This is a genomic window from Megasphaera sp. UBA4382 (assembly GCF_002391155.1).
GTDB lineage: Bacteria > Bacillota > Negativicutes > Veillonellales > Megasphaeraceae > Megasphaera > Megasphaera hexanoica.
The window spans coordinates 18,016-41,926 of record NZ_DGRS01000085.1 but is presented as its reverse complement, the minus strand read 5'-3'; the positions used below and the strand labels follow the sequence as shown (position 1 = coordinate 41,926).

Genomic DNA, 23,911 nt, shown 5'->3' with positions numbered 1-23,911 from the left:
GACAATGGGGATTTCCGTCCCTGTAATAAGCGTTGTCGCCTATTGACGCCGTCCTGGTTATAACCCCATCTGATGACAGAACCAGACAAACAGGACCAGTACCAGCAGATAGGCCAGGTTGAGCAGGGTAAACAATTTCAGATACCATCCCTGCCACCGGGGACAGGCCCGGACGAACATGCCATAGGAAATGAGGCTGGCCATGGATGCCACCAGCGTTCCCAGACCGCCTATATTGGTCCCCAGCAGGAGTGCCCCTGCATTGCCGGTAAAGCCCGACAGAAGGACGGCAGCCGGTACATTGCTGATGATCTGACTGGCGGTAAGAGCGATGAGAAACTCGTGACCGGCCAGATATCCCGTCAGTATCTCCCGGAAAGCCGTCAGCTGACTCATGTTGCCGATGAGGACGAAAAAAGCCACAAAGGTGCCCAAAAGCCGGTAATCAACGTAGCGGAAATACTGCGGCCGGGTCAGGAAGGTGACAACGGCGACCATGACCAGGGTAAGGCGGTAATCAAGGACGTGGGCCACCGTGAGCAGGGAAAGGAAGAACATCCCTCCCAGAAGCCAGAGCTGCCGTGGCGGCGCCAGTACGGGCATATTCCGGGTGCGCCGGGCAGCCAGCCGCACCGACACGGGAATGGGCGTTCCCGGCAGCAGAAAGACCGACAGGGCCAGCAGCACGAAAGATACGAGTGTATACGGCAGGAGAAGCTCCAAAAAGGTTACCAGATCCATGCCGTAATAGAAATAGAGATAGAGATTCTGCGGATTTCCCACAGGCGTACACATACTGCCCAGATTGGCCGCCAGCGTCTGCAGGACGATGACCAGGGCCATCTGCTTCTCTCTGGAAATCCGGGGCAGGGCCATCAGGGAAAACGGCACAAAGGTCAGGAGGGACACGTCATTGGTCACCCACATGCTGACAAAGAAACAGGCAAAAATGAGGACGGCAGCCAGCTGGCGCATCGTCTCCAGCCGGAGGAGAAGGCGCGCCAGTACCGCTGCAAAGACGCCGCTCTCCCGCAGGCCGCCGATGACGATCATGAGACAGAACAAAACAGCAAGTACGGGCATATTGATATACCCGGCATAGGCTGCCGTCGGCGGCACGGCAATCATCGATACCAGCGCTGCTGTCCATGCCAGAAACAGAACCATATTCTCTCGTATCATCTGTCCGATAGACCTCATTTTCCACTTCTCCTCTGTCCAGTTTTCCTATCCATATACACAGGAATAATCTTTAAATTATACTACAAAACGGAGATTCATGAAACAGGTTGCAGGAAAGGAAAGATAGTTTGATGTTTGATGAAGGGATAGCAGTCAGCAGCTGGTGGCGTTGGATTCCTGTCTTTGCTGCTCCCCATGAAAAAAGCTCTGCAAACCGCATGTTCATGCGATTTGCAGAGCTTGTAATTTCACAAAGGAAATTATTTGAGTTCAACAGTTGCGCCAGCTTCTTCGAGTTTAGCTTTGAGAGCTTCAGCGTCAGCTTTGGCAACGCCTTCTTTAACAGCTTTCGGAGCGCCGTCAACGAGAGCTTTAGCGTCTTTCAGGCCGAGGCCGGTTACTTCGCGGACAACTTTGATTACGCCGATTTTCTTTTCACCAGCAGAGGTGAGGATTACGTCGAATTCGGATTTTTCTTCAGCAGGAGCAGCGCCAGCAGCAGGAGCAGCAGCAACAGCAACCGGAGCAGCAGCGGATACGCCGAATTTATCTTCCATAGCTTTTACGAGTTCGGAAAGTTCGAGAACGGTCATGCCTTCAATGGCTTCCATGATTTCTTCTTTAGTCATTTTAAAATACCTCCATAGTATCAGTTTTTAGATTCGTTTGTAATATGTAAGCTAATTAAGCAGATTCCTGTTCTGCTTTTTTAGCACGTACAGCATCAAGCACATAAACCATATTGCGGATGTTGCCCTGGAGTACGTTGACCAGGCCAGAGATAGGGGCCTGCATGCTGCCAACCAATTTGGCGAGGAGTTCTTCGCGGCTCGGCAGGCTTGCCAGAGCTTCGACAGCAGCTGCATCAATAACCTGACCATCGGCGATGCCGGCTTTGACCGTCAGCGCTTCTGTCTTTGTTTCTTTGATGAAGTCTTTCAGGATTTTAGCCGGTGCTACTGTATCTTCAGAAGAATAAGCAATAGCAGTCGGACCTTCGAGAACGGCATCCAGATCGTTGAAACCGAGTTCATCGGCAGCGATACGGGTCAGTGTGTTTTTGACAACTTTGTATTCGACGCCACCTTCACGGAACTTACGGCGGAGTTTCGTGACATCAGCTACGCTGAGGCCGGAGAAACCAACGAAAACAGCACCCTGGGAGGACTGCAGTTTTTCTTTCATTTCTTCTACAACAGCGGCTTTTGCCGGAGAAACCTGATGTTTTGCATACATAGACATGAGTTCGATACACCTCCTTGAACTGGGATTTATATCGTCTTAGCAATAAAAACGGTCCCATGTACGACTGACATGAGACCGAACTAGTCAAATTGAAATACCTGCTAGTTTCATAGCCTCAGATGGCGGACCTTAGTCCATTATACATACCTTCAGTCTACAGCTAAGAGAGATATTATTTTTCTTCTTTGACAGCACCTTTGATGCTGTACTGGTTGATGTGGATGCCAGGGCCCATCGTGGAGCTTACGGTGATGGATTTGATATACTGGCCTTTTGCACCCGACGGTTTTACTTTGATGAGAGTATCAACGAGAGTCGTCAGGTTTTCCACTAATTTATCTGCATCGAAAGATTTCTTGCCGATAGGGGAATGAATATTGCCGGCTTTATCCGTGCGGTATTCGACCTTACCTGCTTTACTTTCGCTAACAGCTTTTGTTACGTCCATCGTAACCGTGCCGACTTTCGGGTTAGGCATGAGGCCTTTCGGGCCGAGGATTTTACCAAGACGTCCGACTTTACCCATCATGTTCGGTGTTGCGATAGCTACGTCAAAATCAAGCCAGCCACCTTTGATCTTTTCGATGAGATCATCAGCACCGACATAGTCAGCGCCGGCAGCCTGAGCTTCTTTTTCTTTGTCGCCCTGAGCAAATACGAGGACAGTCTTGGATTTGCCAATACCATGGGGCAGAACCAGAGCGCCACGAACCTGCTGATCGGCATATTTCGGATCTACGTTGAGGTTGACAGCCAGTTCGACCGTTTCGTCAAATTTGGCTGTATCCATCTTTTTCAAGATGTCGATTGCTTCCGTCACGTCATACTGTTTGTATTTATCAAACAGTTTGGCGGCTTCTGCATATTTCTTGCCTACTTTTGCCATCTAACTTTTTCCTCCTTTGTGGTTTAGCGGGGATTGACCCCTTCCACGGGACTGAACCGGCGATTAATCGACGATTTCAATACCCATGCTGCGGGCAGTGCCTTCAATCATTTTCATAGCAGCTTCAACGTCGTTGGCGTTGAGGTCCGGCATCTTAGTCGTTGCAATTTCGCGGACTTTGTCGCGGCCCAGTTTAGCTACTTTTTTCTTGTTCGGTTCGCCCGAAGCTTTTTCCAGACCTGCGGCTTTCTTCAGGAGAACAGCTGCCGGCGGAGTTTTCGTAATGAACGTGAAGGAACGGTCTTCATATACAGTGATTTCGACAGGGATAATGAAGCCAGCCTGTTTAGCTGTACGTTCGTTGAATTCCTTGACGAATGCCATAATGTTGACACCAGCCTGGCCTAATGCAGGGCCAATCGGAGGCGCCGGAGTTGCTTTACCAGCTTCACACTGGAGTTTTACCATTCTTGCTACTTTTTTTGCCATGGTGAGTTACACCTCCTTACGTTACAAGATGTGGTCAGACGATTCATGAGAATCTCCCACTCGCGGCAGATGCCGCATTAGAAGTATTTATTCCAGACTTTTCTCGATTTGAGAATAGTCAACTTCTACTGAAGTTTCACGGCCAAACATATCAATGAGGCCTTTGAGGGTGCCTTTTTCATCATTGATTTCCGTAATGGTAGCAATGAAGTTTTCAAAAGGACCGGATGTAATGCGGACCTGTTCCCCTACTTCTACAGAAATATGGACCTTCGGTTCGCTTTCGTCGATGCCCTGAGACTTGAGGATGCGTTTTACTTCCTCCGGATTCAGCGGAATCGGCTTGGTGGCCGAACCGACAAAACCCGTTACGCCAGGTGTATTGCGGACGACATACCAGGAACGGTCGTTGACTTCCATTTCAACCAGGACATAGCCGGGGAAAATCTTGCGTTTCACCACGTGCTTCTTGCCGTCCTTGATATCGACTTCGTCTTCCATCGGCACGAGAATGCGGTTAATCACATTTTCCAGTCCCATGGATTTGACCTTCCGTTCCAGCGTCTGCATTACTTTATTTTCATAACCGGAATACGTATGGATGACATACCATTTCTTATCAGTTTCCATCTATGCACGGGCCTCCTATCCGACAACGATTCGGAGTAACCGGAACAATTGGGCAAATACACCGTCCGAAACAGCGATGATAGCCATGACGACAATGGTTGCTACGATGACCATGACGGTATAATTGATCAATTCTTTTTTCGTCGGCCAGATGACCTTCTTTAACTCCACTTTGACGCCGTGGAGGAATTTGCCGTTCGCATCCTTTTTCTTATTCTTTTGTGCTTTCTTTGATGCTGTAGCTGCCATATAACCTCTCACATTCAAATAAGACTAAGCACATCTTATTTCAAACTTATTTCGTTTCTTTGTGTAATGTTTCTTTTTTGCAGAACGGGCAATATTTTTTGAGTTCCAGACGATCCGGATTGTTCTTCTTATTTTTGTTTGTCCGATAGTTACGCTGTTTGCATTCTGTGCATGCCAATGTGATAGCTGTACGCATTCCTTACACCTCTCTTAAATCATAGTAAAAGCCTGCATCGTGCGCAGGACCGCTTATATAATGTACCATACCCGGCAGGCTAAGTCAAGAAAAAATGTGGTAACTTAAAAAAGCTAGGTGAAACTGCACACCTAACTTTTCAAAGTATATCACAGATATAGATTCGTTGTCAATATTCGGCGTCACCATTCATGGCAGGCCGCCAGAACCGCCCGGAAGCGGCCTATTTCACCTTTGCCGCACCCTTCTGGCCACTATCGCCGTAGCGTGTCACCACCGGCCGGGACTGCATCCGGTATACGAGGTCGGCTCCCAGTCCGCCCGTAAGGCCGTAGAGGTTCTGGGCCGTCGTGGCATCGAGATAGACCACGTCGCTGCGGACAATACCAGTACCCGTGCCATGGTTCGTCCGCAGTGTCTGGGACGCGCCGCTCCATTCGGCTTCCGTATGGGTCGCCGTCGAGAGGGCGAAGGCCGGCAGCCAGATGACTCCGTCTTTTCCCAGGGCCCGTTTGGGCTGTTTCTTCCCATTGACGTACAAATCATAGGCCTTGGCCACGTAGGTCGGATTGCCGTCGGAAGCGGCGATCTTGCTGGCAATAGCCGCCGGTTCGGCAAAATCCTGGACGCCATAGCCGGCCAGGGCCTTCTTGACATCCTGTACAGACACAGTCTGCCAGCCGTATCCGTCGGGATAAATATAATAGGAAATCGTATGGTCGGCGTCGCGGTCGATGACGATGCGGTCGTAATAAATATCGACAGCCGTGCCGACACTGACCCGGTCATAGAGATCTTCTACATCTTCTTCATGCATGCGCACACAGCCGTTGGAGACATAGCCACCGATGGAATCGGGCCGGTTCGTCCCATGAATGCCATAATTGCCAAAAAGCCCGAGCCAGCGGTAGCCCAGGGGGCAGTCCGGGCCGGAGCCGATGCTCACGCCCGAGTCGGGGTCGGTCCAGGTCGGATTCAGGATTTTTTCACTGACCGAATAATACCCCGTCGGCGTCGGCGTACTGACTTTGCCTACCCCTACGGGATACATACAGATAGGCGTCTTCCCTTCATAGAGCGTCAGGATACGGCTGGCCAGATTGAGCATGATCTTCTTTTCCCGGGACACCTGCAGTCCCTCTGCCGGCACCGTCGATGTAACCGATACGGCCGTCGTGGGGGATGGCGAAGCCGGAGACGCTGCTGCCCCCGTCGTAGGTGTCACGGTCACCACTGCCGCCGGAGCGGCCTTGCCGTCAGCGCGCCCGCCGGATGGCGCCTGTTCGTTCAGGCTCTCTTCGGTACGCTGCGAAAAATGAGTCGGGACGGTCCGCAATGCCGTTTCTCCTGCCGGGGCCGTGTCTGTGCCGGCCGCCCATGCGCTCCCTGCCGACAGGGCCAGCGCACAAAGTGCTGTCATTATGGTCTTACGCAATCTCCATTCCTCTTTTCCTGGCAGCCCGGACAGCCTGACGGGCTGCCCCTGCCCATATTAGTCTTTTGTTTTATTATACCATACGCAAAGCCCTGCCCGGTAGCTGTATACACGCAGTTTCGTCTTTTTTAATTAATCCGGGCGCTGATGCTGACGATGAAGAAATCCTGCACGTCAAAGGCCAGCTGTTCCCCATCGGTGCCGTCATACACGTAGAGGGATTTATCATTGAAATTGTAAATATGGTCAGCTGTCCCATACTTGTCGGAAAGGACACTGGCTTCCATCCCGACCGTGACCCCATCAGGCGTCGCCAGATTATCCGTCGTGCAGGTGACGGCCACGGCCTGGCTGCCAGCGCCATCAAAGCCGATGATATAGCCGTTATTGTAATTGTACTCCAGATACGTCTGATCGCCGTTACTGCCCGATTCCTGGCTCGTCGGCGCACCATATACGCTTTCGACATAGTCCGGTGTACACCCCGGGCCGACGCCGCCGATGGCGATGCGGTCGTTGGAAATCTGGGCCGACGCGACAGAAGATATCATACAGGCCGCTCCAAGGACGAGAGCAAAGGCCCCAAGCTTTACACGATTGAACACACTATCTACTTCCTTTGTTTGCACTGCATTTTTCTGCACACAACACTCCCAGAAGAGGCCGGTCGTCTCTTCCGGCAGCACAAAATATTGTAGCACAGAGACGGGGACCCTGCAACGTCTCAGCGGGCATCCCACTCGGCAAAGCGTTCGTTCATGCGCTTCTTCTTTACCCGGGCCGCCCCATTCTGCGCCCGTCCAAAGGGCAGGCGCCCTTCGGCGATGGTCCGTTTATAAAACAAGGTAACGGCCTCTTCTTCGGAAAGCCCCAGCCGGGAAAAAACGGCCCGGGCGTCCTGCCGCACCTCTTCGTCAATGTGAAGTTCCATGATATGATTCTCCTTTCCCTGCCCTTTCGGCATGGCGTTCTTCGGCATCGGCATTGATGCCGTCGAGGGTCGCCATGTGGTCCACCGCATAGAGCATAGACCGCAGGAGGGTCACGGCCAGGACGGCCCCCGTTCCTTCTCCCAGGGAGAGATTGGCCCACAGCGGCACGTCGTAATCGTCGATGCCGGCGGCGTGCAGAGCTACGGACATACCCGCTTCCCGGCTCATGTGCGACGGCAGGGCAAACCGGAAGACCTGGGGCATGAGCTGCACCGCCGCTGCCAGAGCCGCCGCCGTGATGAACCCGTCGATATAAAAGGGGATCCGCTCCCGGGCGCAGGTACACATGGCCGACGCCAGAGCGGCCAGATCAAATCCCCCCACATAGCGCAGGGCATCGGCGGCACCGGAAATGTGCGGTCCGTAGCGGGCGAGGGCATCGCGGATCAGGTCCCGCTTGTGCAGGAGGAGGCGGAAATTGCCCCGGGATGACCCGTAGCCGACCAGACTGGCCGCGTCGCGGGGCGCGATGGCCATGAGGACGGCTGCCGATGTCGTCGTATTGCCGATGCCCATTTCCCCGAAAGACAGGAAATTATACCCGTCGCGCTTCGCCGCCAGCACCCGTTCCCGGCCGGCCGCAAACGCCTGTCGCAGTTCTTCTTCCGTCATGGCCGGTTCCCTGGAAAAATCCTTCGTCCCCCGGGCGATCTTATAATCCAGCCCGACCGCGTCGGGACTGTCGATGCCGACATCGACGACTTCCCAGGGAATCTGGTTGCAGCGGCAGAAACAGGTGACGGCCGACGTACCTTCCACCATATGGCAGCTCTGCATATAGGTGATTTCCGACAGCTGTGCTACCGCCCCGGAACGACAGATGCCGTTATCTGCGGCAAAAACGATATGCTTTGGCGCAAACTTGCCGGGGAAACAGCCCCAGGCCAGGAAGGCCTTCTTCGCCTGCTCTTCCAGAAGGCCCAGACTGCCCGGCGGCTTGGCCAGGTTGCGCAGCCGTTCCTCTACTTCATCCCCGAATGTCATCGTCTCGTCATCTCCTTATATGCCAGATACTGCTTCTGCCGGCGGGCCATCTCCGGTGGAAGTTCCGCCAGCGTCACACCGTGGGGTACAGCCCGCCCCGTCGCTTCGTCGATGTGGACGAACGACACGAAACACGACGCCGCCACCGGTCCGTCCGGCAGGAGCGAAAGAGTAATATACACGCCGATGCCGCTCGTCCCGGCATAGACGATGGAACTATCTACGCGGATTGTATCCCACTTATGGACGGGATGAAGAAAGCGCAGGCCGTCCAGCCCCAGACAGACAATATGGGGCGTACGGAGAAAACTCTGTACCGCCAGGAAGGCGCACTCGATCATATAGGACGTGCCCTGCCCGGCGAAGAGCGTATCGTGGGGATTGAGATCCCGGGAAAGGACCATGTGGGCCGATGAAATATGTGCATCAATACCAGTCATACTATTCCTCCCTTCTTTTCATTTCATTATACCATACGGGAGAACGATATAAAAAACGCACCCGTCCCAGACGAGGCCTGTAAAACATCTTGAAAATTCCCTTCTTTTATGTCAAAATAGAAGGTGGATTAAAAGGGAGGGGCTTGTATTGTCAACTATCAAAGATATTGCTAAGGAAGCCGGCGTTTCTATCGCTACCGTTTCGATCGTACTGAACGGCAAGGGAAAAGAACGAAAGATTTCCAAAGAAACACAATCCCGCATTTACGCCATTGCACAGCAGCTCAATTACGTGCCCAACCAGTCTGCCAAAAAGTTACGGGCCGCCCAGAAAGACAGCTACGCCGTCGCTTTTTACTGGGCCACGGACTTCCGTATCAACTACCTGGCCCGCATCACCCTGGGCATCCAGCAGGAAATCATGAATCTCAAAAAGAACATCCGCCTGACCGTTATTCCCTATAAAGTAGATCACCTGGAAGAACAGATGAAATCGACACAAAACGATTTCTTCAACGGCATCATCATCGCCAACATGTCCAATACGGATATGGAATTTCTCAATACGACCTATGTGCCGCCCTGTCCGGTCGTCTTGTTCAACAGGGAATCGCCGAAATTCAGCAGCGTCACTATGGACAACTATAAAGTCGGCCAGAACGTGGCCCGCCATTTCCTGGCAAAGGGTCTGTTCGACGCAGGCGTCCTGACCCATGACACGACGTTCCCCATCATGCGCCAGTGGATGCAGGGCTTCCTCGACACGTACAAAGAAGAAGGACACCCCATCGGCGAAGACCGGATTTACCTGTGTGAAACGTCGTCGGCCAGCGCCTTTGAAATCTGCAAGCGCCTGGCAGCGGAAGGCACCATGCCCAAAGCCATGTTCTGCGAATCGGACGTACTGGCCCATGGCATGCTCTTTGCCTGCTATGAAACGGGGATTGCCATCCCCCAGGACGTAGAAGTATTTACCATCGGCATCAACATGCCGGAAATCAACGACTACACCGTACCATCCCTGTCGCGCATCGACATCCCCATGGGCGAAATCGGCCAGGAATGCCTGCGCATGACCGTCGATCTCATCGAAAAGAAAGTCCCCAGCCCGACGGTCCTCTTCCTGGAAGGCAAAACGATCATCGGCCAGTCTTCCCCCCTGGGATAAGGGATAGGAAGGGGATAGTTTTCAGTCTGTAGTTTACAGCGGTTAGAAAACCAGAGCGTCCACGCCGGACGCATCAAAAAAAGAGGTTGTCTTAAAGACAACCTCTTTTTTTACTATATTTTCACAGATTAGGCGTTAGCCGATTCTTTTGCCAGGATATCTGTCGAAATAGCATCGGAGCAGCATACAGCTACGACGTCAGCAATATCTTCGGTAGAGCAGCCACGGGACAAGTCGAGGATCGGTTTTGCCAGGCCCTGTACCAAAGGTCCAAGAGCCGTTGCATTAGCAAAACGCTGTACCATCTTGTAACCGATGTTAGCAGCATCGAGGTTCGGGAAAATGAGGACATTGGCATGGCCTGCAACTTTGGAACCAGGAGCTTTGTGTTCGCCGACTTCCGGAACGAGGGCAGCATCGGCCTGGAGTTCGCCATCGAAGTCGAAATCTACGTTGCGTTCTTTCAGGATTTCTACAGCCTGGCGGACCGTATCAACCGTTTCGCCGGAGCCGGAACCCTTTGTCGAATAGGACAGGAGAGCCACTTTCGGGTTGAGCATCTGTACCGTGCGGCGGGCACGTTCTACGCAGATGCATGCGATATCAGCGAGCTGTTCGGCCGTCGGATACGGAATAACGCCGCAGTCGCCGAGTACGAGGATACCATTATCACCATACTGCGGAGTGTTGGTCAGGAGGATGAAGGCACTGGATACAGTCTTGTTGCCTTTACGGGGTCCGATGACCTGCAGGCCGGCACGGATAACGTCAGCCGACGTCGTAGCAGCACCAGAAACAACACCGTCAGCTTCACCAAGAGCAACGAGGCCGGCAGCGAAGAAAGTGTTGTTGTTCATCATGATTTCATGAGCTTTTTCTACAGTCATGCCTTTCTTTTCGCGGCGTTTTGCGAAATACTGGCACAATTCATCCATGCGGTAGTACGTAGCCGGGTTGATGACTTCGACACCGGTGAGGTCGATCTGGAATTTAGCAGCATCTTTTTTGATCTGATCCAGATTGCCGACGAGGACGATGCGGGCATAGCCTTCAGCCAGTACACGTTCAGCAGCTTTGAGTACACGACGGCTATTGGTTTCCGGAAGGACGATTTTCTTCTGTGCCTTGGAAACACGGGCTTTTAAATCTTCTGTAAATCTCATTCGTAACAACTCCTTAAATAGGTACTAGATGGTCTTACACTATTCCGCCTTTTATTATAATACAAACCCTGAGGCAAATCAAAACACTTTTTCCACATACTCGCATTTCATCAGGAGAAAGGACAAAAAGAGAAGAAAGAGGTTCAAAACCAAAATAGACAATCCATTCTAATTTCAATCCACACACCTGCAAGGACGCGAGACAACGTTCCTACTGCCTTATTTTCCACAGTAATCACAGATTTTACTGACGCATGTATCGAGTTCTTTTTCTTCGTTTGTCAAGCTTTTTTATGAAAATGGTCTAAATTTTAATTTTCGTCTAATCTAGGTTTTCCCATTGCTGTTTTTGATGGATTTATATCAACGGATACTATATGCAGTCGTATATACATAAGAGCACTGCCTAGTAAAGACAGTGCTCTTATGGTGTTATATTTTTAGATTTTTCTTTCTTTTCCTTAAAAAAGATTTTTGTTGTTTTTTCCAGAAAAGTTGAGTTTTTACCAGAAAAGACGGCCGTTCAGGCATCTTTTTCTTCTAATACTACATATAGTTCGAGATATGGCTCCATCAGGACTATATAAGTTCATCCAAAAACTGTATCATCGTTTTTTCTCCTTGTATCTGACGGCCCCGCCGACGACGCCGGATGGAAAGCGTTTCCTGTCGTGTGGCCTGTATGCTGATTTTGGGTAAAAAACAAGTCGGTTCGAAGTACCGTGTAGCATGGCTCCCCTGGGAAGCGGGAGCTGGCGCCAACGGCGTCTGAAGGGGCCTTTTAAAATCTGAGTCCCAATTTCTGAGTCTGAGGCTTTTTTACGTCGAACCGGCGTTATCATCGAACGGACAATCGGACTCATAATAGGACTCTGGATTGAAGCAAGAACCCTTCCGCCACTCCGTGGCCCTCCTTCCCCTCACGGGGACGGCTTCCTACATCGTAAACCGGCTTCATCAAACATCAAACATCAAACTATCTCTTCCCACTAACCACCAGCCGCTAACGGCGGCTCTTCCCGCGCGGGCCAGTTCCCGTGACCGGGTTTGAGCGGGGGAGTCTTCAAACTCCCCGCTCTTCCCGTCCGGGACTGGCTGCCTGTTTTGAGGGGTTCAGGTGTCCAAACTCTATATAAGCCTGTGAGGCCCCATTATTTTGGACCCCTTTTCAGCAACATTTTCTATCCGGTTTCATCGTTTTTTCTTATAATTTATATAAACGAATCCATTTTCATCACGCTCCATATGTTCGCTGGCATCTATATATCTTCGGATTGTGTTACGGCTCAGATGCATGGCGTTTACTAAGTCTATTATTTTTACTACTTGTTTTTCTTTCTGGATTTCATCAAAGATTTCTCTCATGAGGTCTTGTCGCAATTCTTTGTTTGTTTTTTTATCCGAATTGATCATCATCCGTCCCCGGTCCAAATCGTCGAGGTCTTCGTTCCAGGCGGCGATTTCTCCCGTCGTGTCTATATGGTGGATGGGATAGTCGAAGGTGATGTAAAAGGGCGGTGGCGAGGCGAATTCGCGCAGGATGGCTTCAATCCTAAAGGCCGGCGGGGCCCCGACAGGGCTTTTGACGTCGAGCATGTCGAGGATGGCGTCGGCGTCACGGGAAAAGACTCCTGAGCCCGATGCCCGGTCCTGTGCTTTTTTGACAGTCTGGCTGCCTTTGCTGTAGTGATGGCAGTAGATGACGGCGCACTGTTTCTGCGTCGATAGCCGGTCCAGCTGGTTGCAGAAGATGCCCATGTCGTGGGCGCTGTTTTCGTCGCCGTCGGTGATTTTGTAAATCGGGTCGAGGACGATGGCCGCAAAGTCTTCGTGGCGAATCCGGCGCAGGAGTTTGGGGAGCAGTGTCTCCAGCGATTCCGAGTAGCCGCGCAGGTTCCACAGGACGACCTGATCCGTCCGGGGATTTGTGATGGCCATGGCCTTGTAGATGTCGGCAAAGCGGTGATAACAGGAGTGTTCGTCCAGTTCGAAATTGATGTACAGGACCTGCCCCTGGGCGCACTGGTACGTATCCATCCAGCGCCGTCCTTCGGCAATGGAAATGCACAGTTCGATGAGGGCAAAGGATTTCCCCGCCTTGCTGGGTCCGGCGACCATCATCTTGTGTCCGCGCCGCAGGAGCCCTTCGATGAGGACCGGCCGCAGGGGCGGCATGTCGTCCCAGACAGCAGAGAGACGCTGCAGAGGCGGCAGGTTGTCGCGGCTGTTCTCGGCGTATTCGTACCATTCGTCGAAGGTCCGGGTGCCCGGCATAAAGGGGATGAGGTACTGCTTGTGTCCGCTTCGCCAGATGCCGGGCAGGCGCATGAGGCGCGACGGGTTTTTATTTTGCATGTCTACAATAAATCCCTGTCGGCGGCAATACTGATAGAGGTAGTCTACGCGCCGGCTGTAGAGGTCCGGGTCGCTGCCGGCGTCGATGCGTACGACGGCATGGATGCTTTTTCCAGCACTGTTTACAAGCGCAACTGTGGGCAATCTGAGGCTGCGTATCCATGAGAGCTGCTGCTGTAAGGAAAGTTCATCCGATTCTACCAGTGTATAGCGGTACTCGCTGACGTTCTCGTTGCGGATACCCTTGCCGTCCAGAGGGTTGATGCGTACCCAGGCACCGGCAAGAGGGTCATAAGACCCGAGGGCTTTTTCCACATCGCCATAGGTATCGATGGCCTTCAGGATATCGTCCTGCGTGCGGAAATAAATGCCCCGGCCACGGGGAATATAGCGGTGTTTATGCTGATAGGAACGCATAGAAAACCCGACGAATTCACCGGGCCGGAACAGGCGGGAGAGAAAGGTCTTCGTCTCCCTGAGGCCGTCCCAGGGATCCGGCGGCTCTGTAAGGGGATTGTCCCTGCCGTCACGAGACAGGGCAGGAACCGTGTCCATGCGCTGGGGAAGTTCCTCGTCGGCTGATACGATGGAAATGGGCGTATCCAGCGTCCAGACTTCATCGGGGTCACTATATCCCCGGTCGCGGGCCATCTTGACCAGCGTCGCCCCGGTCACGCAGGCCCCGGAAGACTTGCGGAACGAGGCCCATTTGCAGGCACACTCCCCGTCATGGAAGCGCGCCATATCGCGGCGGCTCCAGCTCTCCCAGAGAGACAGGGGGAACTGCTCATACTTGAGGGCCATGCCGACCTCGCACCATTCACTGTACGTACAACTGGCCGGATCGATGGCATCCAGTAATTCGTGTATATGAGTTGATATATAAGAAATATGATCGCCTCCTTTTTGGACCCACGGCCGGAGGTCGTGGGTCCTGTATGCTGATTTGATGAAAATAAGGCCCCTTCCGCCACTCCGTGGCCCTCCTTCCCCTCACGGGGACGGCAAAGATTCCCAGTCCGTCAAACCAGCTGCTAGTTGCTAACCGCTGACTGCTAACTGCTGCCTGTGATTTTTATATCAAATCGTTAAGTAACAGGCTATACCCATGCAGGGAGATCCTGCCTTTTCTGACCACCAACCACTGATCACTAACCACTGACCTACGGCCTACGACGAACGATGAACGAACTACTAACTACGACCCTTCCCTGTCAGAACGGGGCCGGTTCGTCTGTCGGGACGATGTAGCGGTCTATCTGATTGTATTTTTTCCCGTTGTATTCCCGGAGGGAGATGCGGGCGCGCCCTTGTTTTGCTATGAGTTTCTTCCATTCGATGGTGATTTTGTCACCGACCCGGGCCAGTCCCAGTGTCCGGGCGAAGCTGGAGAGTTTGTACCGCATTTTCCGGCAATAGTAGAAGCGGTCGATGATTTCCGTTTCTCCCTCATCGGTCACGACGGATAGTCTCGCCTCTACCATGGGGCACGAAGGAATCTTGCTGCTGCCTTCATAGGTCGAAAAGGCCACATCCCGTACGGTGAAATCGTATTCACCCGGTGCCAGTTCCAGATATTCCGGCTCGTCCATAATTTCAATAGCCTCGTCAAAAGATAATACGTCATTCAGTTCCATGTCAGAGATTCTCCTTTCAAGATGTAAATTTTTTGCATGATGCATTTGCACTTCCTGCAAACGAACTGATTTGAGCCTAGCATAAAATCCAGCATATGTCAAAAAAATGCAGATTAGAAAATAGTGAGAAAATTTTAATCTGCAAGTTATGTTATTTGTAAAACCACTACCTCAAAGTTCCCTGCAGGATGCAAAAAAACCTGCCGCACTCTGGGTGCAACAGGTTTTTCCGATTTGTATTCTATTCAATCCGTCTCCGGATCACGGGGATACGCCGGACGATGCTGCCTGGTTCCTTTTTTTGCTGCCAGTCTCAGAACTTCTTGCATTCGCCGATGAAGCCGCGCAGGACGTTGGGGATAGCCAGGTCTTTGGTGCCTGCCCCGTAAGCCGTGGTTTCATGGATCAGTTCTTCCGGACGCGGGCCGGCATAGGAGGCCAGTGTCTTGACCAGGGCAGCTCCCGTCGGGGTGACGAGTTCGCCATCGATATCGGTCGAGTAATAGGGCAGTCCTGCCAGGAGTTCTGCCGTTGCCGGTGCCGGTACGGGCATGATGCCATGGGCACAACGGACGAATCCGCTCCCCACGTGGAGGGCCGATGTGCCGATTTGTTCGATATGCAGGTAGTCGAGGGCCCAGATGGTCCCTACGATATCGAGGATGCAGTCGATGGCGCCGACTTCATGGAAATGGATATCGCTGACGGGGACGCCGTGTACTTTGGCTTCCGCTTCGGCCAGGGCCTGGAATACGGCCAGGCTCTTTTGTTTGATTTCTTCCGTAAACGGCGAGGCTTCGATGATGGCCGTGATATCGGCCAGTCCCCGGTGCTGATGATGGTGATGATGGTCCGTGGCATCGATGAGGGAAGCTGCCGTCTTCACGGTCTGGCCGTGATTGTGATGGTCGTGGTGACCGTGGTCGTGGCCTTCTTCGTGGCCGTGGTCGTGATGATGACCTTCTTCATGGTCATGATGGTGGTGATGGTCCTGTTCCGAGTCGAGGAGGACATTATAATACACAGACTGGATTCCCAGTTTGTTGACCGGCTGGCAGATCAGGGAATAGCCGTCCAGTCCCAGCTGGGCCATGGCTTTTTGAAATTCTTCAAAGGGAACGCCTGCCTGAATCAGCATGCCGATGAACATATTGCCACTGATACCGGAAAAGCAGTCAAGATACAATGTTTTCATATACGTATAGCACCTCTTTTTTTATATATCTATATATAGTAGTATACTCACGAATGTTTTCCATGCCTATCCCCATAGGGGGCATCGGGCTTTTTTAGTCTTCTTTCATCGATTCCACGGCCGCGTCGAGGACGGAGAGGCCCAGAACCGATCCCATGGCCTGGTCGTCTTTTCCGGGATCGCTGACGACGGGGTTCAGGTGCAGATATTCCATCTGCATCCGGTGTACCGGTTCGGCATAGGCCGCCGAAGGAAATACGTATCCCATGACGGCTGGCTGCAGAGCCTGTGCTATCAAGACGGCCGCCCCGGTGACGGCGTTGTCAAAGACCAGCGCGACGTGGCGGTGTGCGGCCGACAAGATGCATCCCACCATGGCGGCGACATCGGGCGCGCCGGCTTTCTGCAACAATTCGAGCGGCCGGGTACAGTCCAGTCCATGAGTACGCAGCACCGCGCCGAGCATTTTCATCTGATTCTTTTCTTTCAGTGAACCGGCAAGGTCCGGCATCTGGGAGCGGTAAAAGGCCGCCGTCAGGATAAAGGCCGTCAGGATGGACCGTTCTCCCAGGCTGCCTATGCCGATGGCCGTATAGCCTTCATCGGCCAGGTTCTGGCCAATCTGGATGCCGCTGTACAGGGCATCGAGCATTTCGTCTTCCGCCATGGCCGGGCCATTTCCATAGTAGTGGCTCCCGGCCATGACTTTCAGGACCTGGACGCCTGGCGATTCGGGTATGTCTTCCTGAAGCCCCATGTCGAGGAGCAGGACGCCGGCCCCTACTTTATGGGCGACTTTGTTGATGGGGCCGCGGCCGCTGGCGATTTCCAGGGCGTCGGCCTTGCTGTTTTTGCCCTGCGATTCGTTTTTACCGCCATCGACGGCGTGATCGGCCGCAAAAATGATGACGGCCTTTTTCAACAGGTCATGGCGTTCACTGCCCCGTATGGCCGCCAGCCGTCCAGCCAGGTGACACAAAACCGTATCAGCCTGACCGGAGGCAGCCAGTTTTTCTTCATAGGAACGGGCAAAATCCCCGTCCACTGGTTCTATCATTGAAATAAATTGCTGAAATTCCGCATCCATGTCGTTTCCTCCTTTGCGTAGTATCTATAGTATATCACAGGAATGGCGGTCGTAAAAAGAAAGCCTTTTTCACGACTATTCGTTGTTTTAAATTTTTCAGAGGCAGTGTATCCTAAGTTCTCATTATCAAAATGTTTTAATAAGATAAAACGTTATACTTTTATTTTTTATAATATATATAAAATATTTCATTATATAATTTTGCTATTTTCTGTATTTCCAACGTATAGGTGTAACGTCATACGGCACTTTTCTATACAGATTTGTAATAAACAACAGTACCGAATATCATATTACATGTAAAGATTGTTGTAAAAACACGGCAAAAGTAAATCATGTCGTGCCGTTATAGCATAAATCTTTATCATTTAAAGATTACCTATTTGTCCTTTTGTCCACTGAAGGAAGAAAGGCTCTTGAATTTTTTGTCGTAAAGACTTATAGTTAAGGCGTGATACAGGGTATGTCCTTTGCGGGTCCTCTCATTCATTATCTTTCCGCAGAGGATGGTGCTACTAAAATTTAAGAAGGAGGTTTTTTGTATGAACGGTTTGTTTGTTGTTATTATTTCTGCATTAGTGTTCATACTGGCTTACCGTTTCTACGGTGCTTTCATCGGTGCCAAGGTCCTGACGGTCAACCAGTACAATGTCACACCGGCCTTCCGTTTCGAAGATGGTCATGACTATGTACCGACGAATAAGTACGTCGTATTTGGTCATCACTTCGCTGCTATCGCTGGTGCTGGCCCGCTCGTAGGCCCGGTCATTGCTGCCCAGTTCGGCTATCTGCCCGGTGCCTTGTGGATCCTCATCGGTGGTGTTCTCGCCGGTGCTGTCCATGACTGTGTTATCCTCTTCTGCTCCATGCGCTACGATGGTAAATCCATCGCTGAAATCGCAAAAGCCCAGATTGGTGATAAGACAGGTCTGGCTACGTCCTTTGCCGTATTGTTCCTGAATATCCTCGCTATGGCTGGTATGGCCGTTGTTATTTCCAACGCCCTTCATGACAGCCCCTGGGGCACGTTCACCATCGGCATGACGATTCCTATCGCTCTGTTCATTGGTATTTACATGCAGTTCCTTCGTCCTGGCAAAATCAAGGAAGGTACGGTCATCGGTGTCGTCCTGACATTGCTGGCTGTTGTCGCTGGTCCTGCTGTACAGGCTTCCCCGACACTGGCTCCGATTTTCACCATCAGCCGCCACGGAATTGATATCGCCCTGATCATCTACGGTTTCGTTGCCGCAGCTCTTCCGGTTTGGCTGCTCCTGGCTCCGCGTGATTACCTCTCCACGTACATGAAGATTGGTACTATCGGTGCCCTGGCTATCGGCGTTATCGTCGTCGGCCCGACCATCCAGATGCCGGCCCTCACCCAGTTCTGCGCTGGCGGCGGCCCGGTCATCACTGGCCCTGTTCTTCCGTACATCTTCATCACCATCGCCTGCGGTGCTGTTTCCGGTTTCCATTGCATGATTTCTACTGGTACAACTCCGAAGATGCTGATGAATGAACGTTCCATCGTTCCTGTCGGTTATGGCGCTATGCTGACCGAATCCTTCGTAGCTATGATGGCCCTCATCGCAGCTACATCCCTCGTTCCGAATGATTACTTTGCTATCAACTCCACAGCTGAACATTTCAATGCTCTCGGCATGCAGGTCGTCGATCTGCCGCAGTTGAACGCAATGGTTGGTGAAAACGTTGCCCATCGTCCTGGCGGTGCTGTATCGCTGGCTGTCGGCATGGCATTCATCTTCTCCAACATCCCTGGTCTTGATTCTCTCATGAGCTACTGGTATCATTTCTGCATCATGTTCGAAGCCTTGTTCATCATGACAATCATCGATGCCGGCACACGTGTTGGCCGTTACATGCTGCAGGAACTCGTTGGCCGCGTATGGACCAAATTCGGCGATCCCCATTGGACTCCGGGCGCCATCATCGCATCGGCTGCTATCTCCGGCGCATGGGGCTATATCCTCGTACAAGGCAACTTGTCCACGATTTGGCCGATATTCGGTGTATCCAACCAGCTGCTCGCCATCATCACCCTGGCTATTTCCTCTGTTGTTATCTGCAGCATGGGTAAAGCCCGCTATGTATGGGTCACGGGTCTTCCGTGGGCATTCCTGACTGTCGTTATCTTCTGGGCTGACTTCCTCAACATGTTTGGTCTGTATCTGCCGAAGGGCGAAATGCTCCTGTTCGCCGTATCTGCCATCATGCTGATCCTGGTCATCATTGTAAGTATCAGTTCTCTCAGAAAGTGCTTCGAACTGTCCAAGACGGTTCCGGCCAGCTACACGACTACCAAGTCGGTAGAAGAAGAAGGACTGAAGAAACTCCAGGAACTGGTCGCTACGGATCCGAAAGCAAAACGCTTCGCCGAACTGACCTGCCCGAAAGACTTCAAACAGGCCTAATCTAGTCTGGTAATAGAAAAGGACGATCGCATTTGCGGTCGTCCTTTTTTTGGTATATAGTAGGATCGAGGTGATTTTCATGAATACAACACAGCCCTGCATGGACTGTCCCCGTCAATGCCATGTCGTCCGGCCCCTTACCAGTGACGGCATCTGCCCGGACCTTCCCGGCTACTGCCACAGTCCACTCCAGCCAGTGCTGGCACGGGCGGCCCTGCATTTTTGGGAAGAGCCGTGCATCAGCGGCAGCCGCGGATCGGGCACGGTCTTTTTTTCCAGCTGCAACCTGCGCTGCTGTTTCTGCCAGAATTCCCAAATCAGCATGGATGGCAAAGGCATCCCCATCACGGTGTCCCGGCTCCGGGCCATCTACCACGAACTTATCGCCCAAGGGGCACACAATATCAATCTCGTAACCCCCACGCCCTATACGCGGGCCATCCTGGAAAGCCTATCAGAGCCGCTGCCCGTACCAGTGGTCTACAACTGCGGCGGCTATGAACGGGTAGAAACGATCCGGGCCTTCGAGGGAAAAGTCCAGATTTACCTGCCCGACCTGAAGTACATGGACCCGGCCATGGCCGAGTGCTACAGCGGAGCCCGGAACTATCCGGACGTAGCGGCCCGGGCCATCCTCGCTATGTACGACCAGACGGGCCCCTATGTTCTGGACGACGACGGCATACTCCAGAAAGGCGTCGTCATCCGCCATCTCATCCTGCCCGGCCACGTAGACAATACAAAGCACGTCATCGATTGGGTACGGGACCACTTCGGACCAGAACAAGTCCTGTTCAGCCTCATGCGCCAGTACGTCCCCTGCGGCAGGGCCAGTGAATACCCGGAAATCAACAGACCCCTCACGGATGAAGAATACGACGAGGCCGAACAATATCTCTTTGACAGCGGCATCGAAGATGGATTCGTACAAGAAAAATCCAGTGCCAGCGAAGGATTCATCCCGGCGTTTGACGGGACCGGCGTATAAGAGGACCCACGGCCGGAGACTTATTTCCCCTGTCTCACCCGGTATGGCGCCATCTGCTTCGTTGTCATCAGTCGCCATAGCGCCGCTATGATTCCTTCTTCCGCCTTGCATCTGACACCATCCCAGGCGATTCAGGATGGAAACCGTCCCCGGTCGTGGGTCCTTTAGTGCTGAATTTATATAGAAAAGTCGGTTCGACGAACTGGTTTCTTCGTCAAACTCCAAACTATCCCTTCCCACTAATCACTGACCACCGGCCACTAACCACCAGCTTTTTCTCTTTCGATGAACGACCAACGGCTCTTCTCACTCCACATCAAAGATTTTTCCCGGGTTGAGGATGTCGTTGGGATCGAAGGCTTTTTTTACAGCTTTCATGAGGGCCAGCTCTACCGGATCCGTGTAATGGGCCATGAGGTTCTTTCTCTTTTCGCCGATGCCGTGTTCTCCGGAGATACGGCCGCCGAGACGGTATACGGCGTCATAGGCTGCTTTTTCAAAGGCTTCTACTTTGGCCGGCCACTGGTCGTCGGGAATGTCTTTTTTCAGGATGTCCAGGTGCAGGTTGCCATCTCCGGCATGAGCTACGGAACGGACCGGAGTCTTTTGGTCGGCACTGATTTTTTCCAGTTCTTTCAAGAGATCGGCCAGTTCATCGGCCGGGACAACGAAATCTTCCATGACCATGATGGGACTGTCTGTCGTCGAGGCTTCAGAGAAGTTCTTGCGCACTTTCCAGATCCGTTCGGCGTCGGCGACGAAGACATCGATGGCCCCGTGGTCGTGACAGAGTTCATCGAGAGCGACGCACAGGTCGTCGATGCGGTCTTCATCGTTGCTGTCTACCTGGATAATCATGTAATTTCCTATATCAGAATGAGGCTGTTTTTCCCCGAGGAATTTTTCTGTGACCCGTACAGAATCATTGTCCATAAATTCCAGGCAGGTCGGTTCGATGCCGGCTTTGGGCAGGGCGTTGACGATGGACATGGCGTCGTCGATAGTTTTGAAAATGGCCAGGACGTTGACGCTGTATTTGGGCAGGGGCACCAGTTTCAAGACCAGTTTTGTGATAATGCCCAACGTACCTTCGGAGCCGATGACGATTTTTTCCAGAGGATAGCCTGTCGATACTTTTTTTAAGCGGCTGCCCAGACGGGTAATCTGCCCCAGGGGCGTCACGACTTCAATGCTATAAATCTGGTCCCGCGTCGTACCGTAGCGGACGGCCCGGTTGCCGCCGGCATTGGTCGAGGCATTGCCGCCGATGAAGCAGGAATCACCGCTGCATGGATCGCCTGCATAGAGAAGGCCTTGGGCCTTGGCAGCAGCCTGTACGTCAGCCGTGCGGACGCCCGGTTCGACGACCATGTACATTTTTTCCCCGTTTACTTCGAGGATACGGTTCATCTTTTCCGTGCTGAGTATGATGCCGCCATAGGTATTGGCGACGGCGCCGAATTCCAGCCCCGTGCCGGCGCCCCGGGGAATGACAGGGATATTTTCCGTATTGGCCAGCTGCAAGACCGCCGCTACATCTTCAGCCGTCGTCGGGTAGACTACGGCATCGGGCGTACGGAAAAATTCCCGTTCCACTCCTTCATCCCGTTCATACTGGACGAGGCGGTCCGGATCGGTGGAAACGCCTTTTTCTCCCAGTATATCCACTAATTTCTGTATGATATCTTTGGTAATTTTCTGATATGGTTTCATCTCATATGCTCCCTTTCTGTATACACAAAGTCCGGACAGGCTATCCGTTCTGTCCGGACTTTTATATCATAGCTGATTTACTTTTCCTTGACAAGTATGGCCAGGATGGAAGAAATAATCATCATCGAAGCCAGGACGACAAAGCCCGTCGTAAAGTTGCTACCCGTCGATACGAGGCCGAACAGGTAGGGCCCGAAAAATCCTCCCAGATTGCCGATGGCATTGATGATGGCAATGGCAGCCGCTCCGGTGACGCCATCGAACATGCGCGACGGGAAGGTCCAGAATGGGCCTACGGGGCATTCACAGCAGGCCGTTGACAAGGACAGGCAGGCCAGGGCCAGGACGGGATAATTGTGGAAATACGTCCCTGCCAGAAGGCCTAGGGCGCCGAGGAAAATGGGGACGGCCACGAATTTCTTTTTCTTGTGGGACCGGTCGGCATAGCCTGCCACAAAGCCCATGACCACGATGGCCGTGATCCAGGGGATGGCGCTGAGGATGCTGGTGATCATATTATTCGTGCCAGCCATGCCCTTGACGATCTGGGGCAGCCAGAATAAAATCCCGTAAAAGCCGATATTGAGCGTCGTATAAATGAGAGCAAAATGCCAGACCTGGGGTTTCGTGCAGACGCTCCACATGGAGGTGGAACTGCCCATGGGCTTCGTCGCCCGTTCGCCCGCCAGTTTCTGAACGAGCCAGTCTTTTTCTTCATCCGTCAGCCACGATACGTCCCGCGGAGAATCGAGGAGGACCCGGTAGGCCACAAAGGAACAGAGAACAGCCGGCAGCCCTTCACAAAGGAAGACCCACTGCCAGCCGGCCAGTCCTGCCAGACCGTCCATTCCGAGAATGACGCCGCTCAGGACATTGCCGATGCACATGGAAATGGCCAGGGACATGTGAAAATAACTGAAGGCCCGCGTCTTTGCCTGGAGGGGGAACCAGTGATCGAGGTAATAAATGATGCCGGGATAAAATCCCGCTTCTGCCGCGCCCAGGACAAAGCGTACGATATACAATTCGACGGCGTTGTGGACGAACATGGTACTCGTCGAAATGAGGCCCCACACAAAGAGGATAGCGGCAATCCAGCGCCGTGCCCCCAGCCGTGCCAGGATAACATTACTCGGCAGGCCAAAGAGGAAATAACCGATAAAAAAGAGCCCGGCACCAAAGCCATAAGCCGCCGTACCGATGCCCAGATCCTGATTCATCGTCAGAGAGGCAATGCCAATATTGGCCCGGTCTACAAAGGAAATAAAATATAAAAACATAATAAGCGGCATCAACCGCCCAAATAACTTTTTAAACACCTGCTGTTGAATATTCATAAGACTGCCCTTCTTTAAATCCGAATTTTTATGAAGCTACATTACATATTATACCACTCTTTGTAAAATTGAACAGCCTTTTATACAAATATTCTGGTTTTTTATGAC

23 protein-coding genes are annotated in these 23,911 nt (G+C 52.4%); 3 read left to right on the top strand and 20 right to left on the bottom strand.

The genetic code is table 11. The features are described from left to right. Positions 1-57 precede the first annotated feature (57 nt). The 13 genes from B4H10_RS10860 to B4H10_RS10800 form a co-directional block, all read right to left on the bottom strand. Positions 58-1,200: an SLC13 family permease gene (locus B4H10_RS10860; RefSeq protein ID WP_292018828.1), complete on the bottom strand. Its 1,143-nt coding sequence runs from the start codon at positions 1,198-1,200 to the stop codon at positions 58-60. A gap of 242 nt (positions 1,201-1,442) precedes the next feature. Beyond that, positions 1,443-1,811 carry a 50S ribosomal protein L7/L12 gene (rplL, locus tag B4H10_RS10855; protein WP_075581634.1) on the bottom strand — a complete coding sequence of 123 codons (369 nt, stop codon included), beginning with the start codon at positions 1,809-1,811 and terminating at the stop codon, positions 1,443-1,445. Between the two features lie 55 nt (positions 1,812-1,866). Beyond that, positions 1,867-2,424: a 50S ribosomal protein L10 gene (gene rplJ, locus B4H10_RS10850; RefSeq protein WP_075581635.1), complete on the bottom strand. Its 558-nt coding sequence runs from the start codon at positions 2,422-2,424 to the stop codon at positions 1,867-1,869. Between the two features lie 175 nt (positions 2,425-2,599). Next, positions 2,600-3,313 carry a 50S ribosomal protein L1 gene (rplA, locus tag B4H10_RS10845; RefSeq protein ID WP_059076484.1) on the bottom strand — a complete coding sequence of 238 codons (714 nt, stop codon included), beginning with the start codon at positions 3,311-3,313 and terminating at the stop codon, positions 2,600-2,602. 63 nt (positions 3,314-3,376) lie between these two features. Next, a complete protein-coding gene (rplK, locus tag B4H10_RS10840) occupies positions 3,377-3,802 on the bottom strand; it encodes a 50S ribosomal protein L11 (RefSeq protein ID WP_059076483.1) in 426 nt (141 codons plus the stop codon). Between the two features lie 87 nt (positions 3,803-3,889). Further along, entirely contained in the window at positions 3,890-4,432 is a 543-nt protein-coding gene (gene nusG / locus B4H10_RS10835) for a transcription termination/antitermination protein NusG (protein WP_059076482.1), read from the bottom strand. Positions 4,433-4,447: 15 nt separating this feature from the next. After that, a complete protein-coding gene (gene secE, locus B4H10_RS10830) occupies positions 4,448-4,681 on the bottom strand; it encodes a preprotein translocase subunit SecE (protein WP_059076481.1) in 234 nt (77 codons plus the stop codon). Positions 4,682-4,727: 46 nt separating this feature from the next. After that, a complete protein-coding gene (gene rpmG, locus B4H10_RS10825; protein ID WP_014015374.1) occupies positions 4,728-4,877 on the bottom strand; it encodes a 50S ribosomal protein L33 in 150 nt (49 codons plus the stop codon). A 223-nt stretch (positions 4,878-5,100) separates the two neighbouring features. Beyond that, on the bottom strand, positions 5,101-6,312 hold the full coding sequence (locus B4H10_RS10820) for a L,D-transpeptidase (protein WP_292018827.1): 1,212 nt from the start codon (positions 6,310-6,312) through the stop codon (positions 5,101-5,103). A gap of 128 nt (positions 6,313-6,440) precedes the next feature. Then, on the bottom strand, positions 6,441-6,917 hold the full coding sequence (locus B4H10_RS10815; protein ID WP_059076479.1) for a hypothetical protein: 477 nt from the start codon (positions 6,915-6,917) through the stop codon (positions 6,441-6,443). A 119-nt stretch (positions 6,918-7,036) separates the two neighbouring features. Further along, positions 7,037-7,243: a type II toxin-antitoxin system RelB/DinJ family antitoxin gene (locus B4H10_RS10810; protein ID WP_072235727.1), complete on the bottom strand. Its 207-nt coding sequence runs from the start codon at positions 7,241-7,243 to the stop codon at positions 7,037-7,039. Next, positions 7,227-8,288, bottom strand: coding sequence for a nicotinate-nucleotide--dimethylbenzimidazole phosphoribosyltransferase (locus B4H10_RS10805; protein ID WP_059076478.1), 1,062 nt, complete (start codon positions 8,286-8,288; stop codon positions 7,227-7,229). The genes B4H10_RS10810 and B4H10_RS10805 overlap by 17 nt, the downstream gene beginning before the upstream one ends. Then, positions 8,285-8,728 (bottom strand): acyl-CoA thioesterase, encoded by a 444-nt coding sequence (locus B4H10_RS10800; protein ID WP_059076477.1) that lies wholly within the window; start codon positions 8,726-8,728, stop codon positions 8,285-8,287. Before B4H10_RS10800 ends, B4H10_RS10805 begins: the two co-directional genes overlap by 4 nt. Positions 8,729-8,876: 148 nt before the next feature. Between B4H10_RS10800 and B4H10_RS10795 the strand changes: the two genes are divergently transcribed. Then, the gene (locus tag B4H10_RS10795) at positions 8,877-9,896 is read left to right on the top strand and encodes a LacI family DNA-binding transcriptional regulator (protein WP_059076476.1); all 1,020 of its coding nucleotides are present in this window, start codon (positions 8,877-8,879) and stop codon (positions 9,894-9,896) included. A 128-nt stretch (positions 9,897-10,024) separates the two neighbouring features. Here B4H10_RS10795 and pta read toward each other — a convergent pair whose 3' ends face one another. From pta to B4H10_RS10770, 5 genes are all read right to left on the bottom strand, one after another. Then, entirely contained in the window at positions 10,025-11,059 is a 1,035-nt protein-coding gene (gene pta / locus B4H10_RS10790) for a phosphate acetyltransferase (RefSeq protein ID WP_059076475.1), read from the bottom strand. A gap of 1,191 nt (positions 11,060-12,250) precedes the next feature. Beyond that, the gene (locus B4H10_RS10785; protein WP_292018838.1) at positions 12,251-14,272 is read right to left on the bottom strand and encodes an AAA family ATPase; all 2,022 of its coding nucleotides are present in this window, start codon (positions 14,270-14,272) and stop codon (positions 12,251-12,253) included. A gap of 356 nt (positions 14,273-14,628) precedes the next feature. Continuing rightward, the gene (locus B4H10_RS10780) at positions 14,629-15,051 is read right to left on the bottom strand and encodes a hypothetical protein (RefSeq protein ID WP_059076473.1); all 423 of its coding nucleotides are present in this window, start codon (positions 15,049-15,051) and stop codon (positions 14,629-14,631) included. A gap of 313 nt (positions 15,052-15,364) precedes the next feature. Further along, a complete protein-coding gene (locus tag B4H10_RS10775) occupies positions 15,365-16,246 on the bottom strand; it encodes a LarC family nickel insertion protein (RefSeq protein WP_292018826.1) in 882 nt (293 codons plus the stop codon). Positions 16,247-16,340: 94 nt separating this feature from the next. Continuing rightward, positions 16,341-17,333, bottom strand: a complete 993-nt coding sequence (locus tag B4H10_RS10770; protein ID WP_059076471.1) for a nicotinate-nucleotide--dimethylbenzimidazole phosphoribosyltransferase — start codon at positions 17,331-17,333, stop codon at positions 16,341-16,343. A gap of 542 nt (positions 17,334-17,875) precedes the next feature. On the opposite strand from B4H10_RS10770, the gene B4H10_RS10765 reads away from it, so the two are divergent. Then, positions 17,876-19,765, top strand: a complete 1,890-nt coding sequence (locus B4H10_RS10765) for a carbon starvation CstA family protein (RefSeq protein ID WP_059076470.1) — start codon at positions 17,876-17,878, stop codon at positions 19,763-19,765. 79 nt (positions 19,766-19,844) lie between these two features. Continuing rightward, positions 19,845-20,753, top strand: coding sequence for a hypothetical protein (locus tag B4H10_RS10760; RefSeq protein ID WP_059076469.1), 909 nt, complete (start codon positions 19,845-19,847; stop codon positions 20,751-20,753). Between the two features lie 306 nt (positions 20,754-21,059). On the opposite strand, the gene B4H10_RS10755 is transcribed toward B4H10_RS10760, so the two are convergent. Both B4H10_RS10755 and B4H10_RS10750 read right to left on the bottom strand, forming a co-directional pair. Continuing rightward, entirely contained in the window at positions 21,060-22,466 is a 1,407-nt protein-coding gene (locus B4H10_RS10755; RefSeq protein ID WP_059076468.1) for an FAD-binding oxidoreductase, read from the bottom strand. 77 nt (positions 22,467-22,543) lie between these two features. Next, positions 22,544-23,803 (bottom strand): MFS transporter, encoded by a 1,260-nt coding sequence (locus tag B4H10_RS10750; RefSeq protein WP_059076467.1) that lies wholly within the window; start codon positions 23,801-23,803, stop codon positions 22,544-22,546. Positions 23,804-23,911 lie beyond the last annotated feature (108 nt).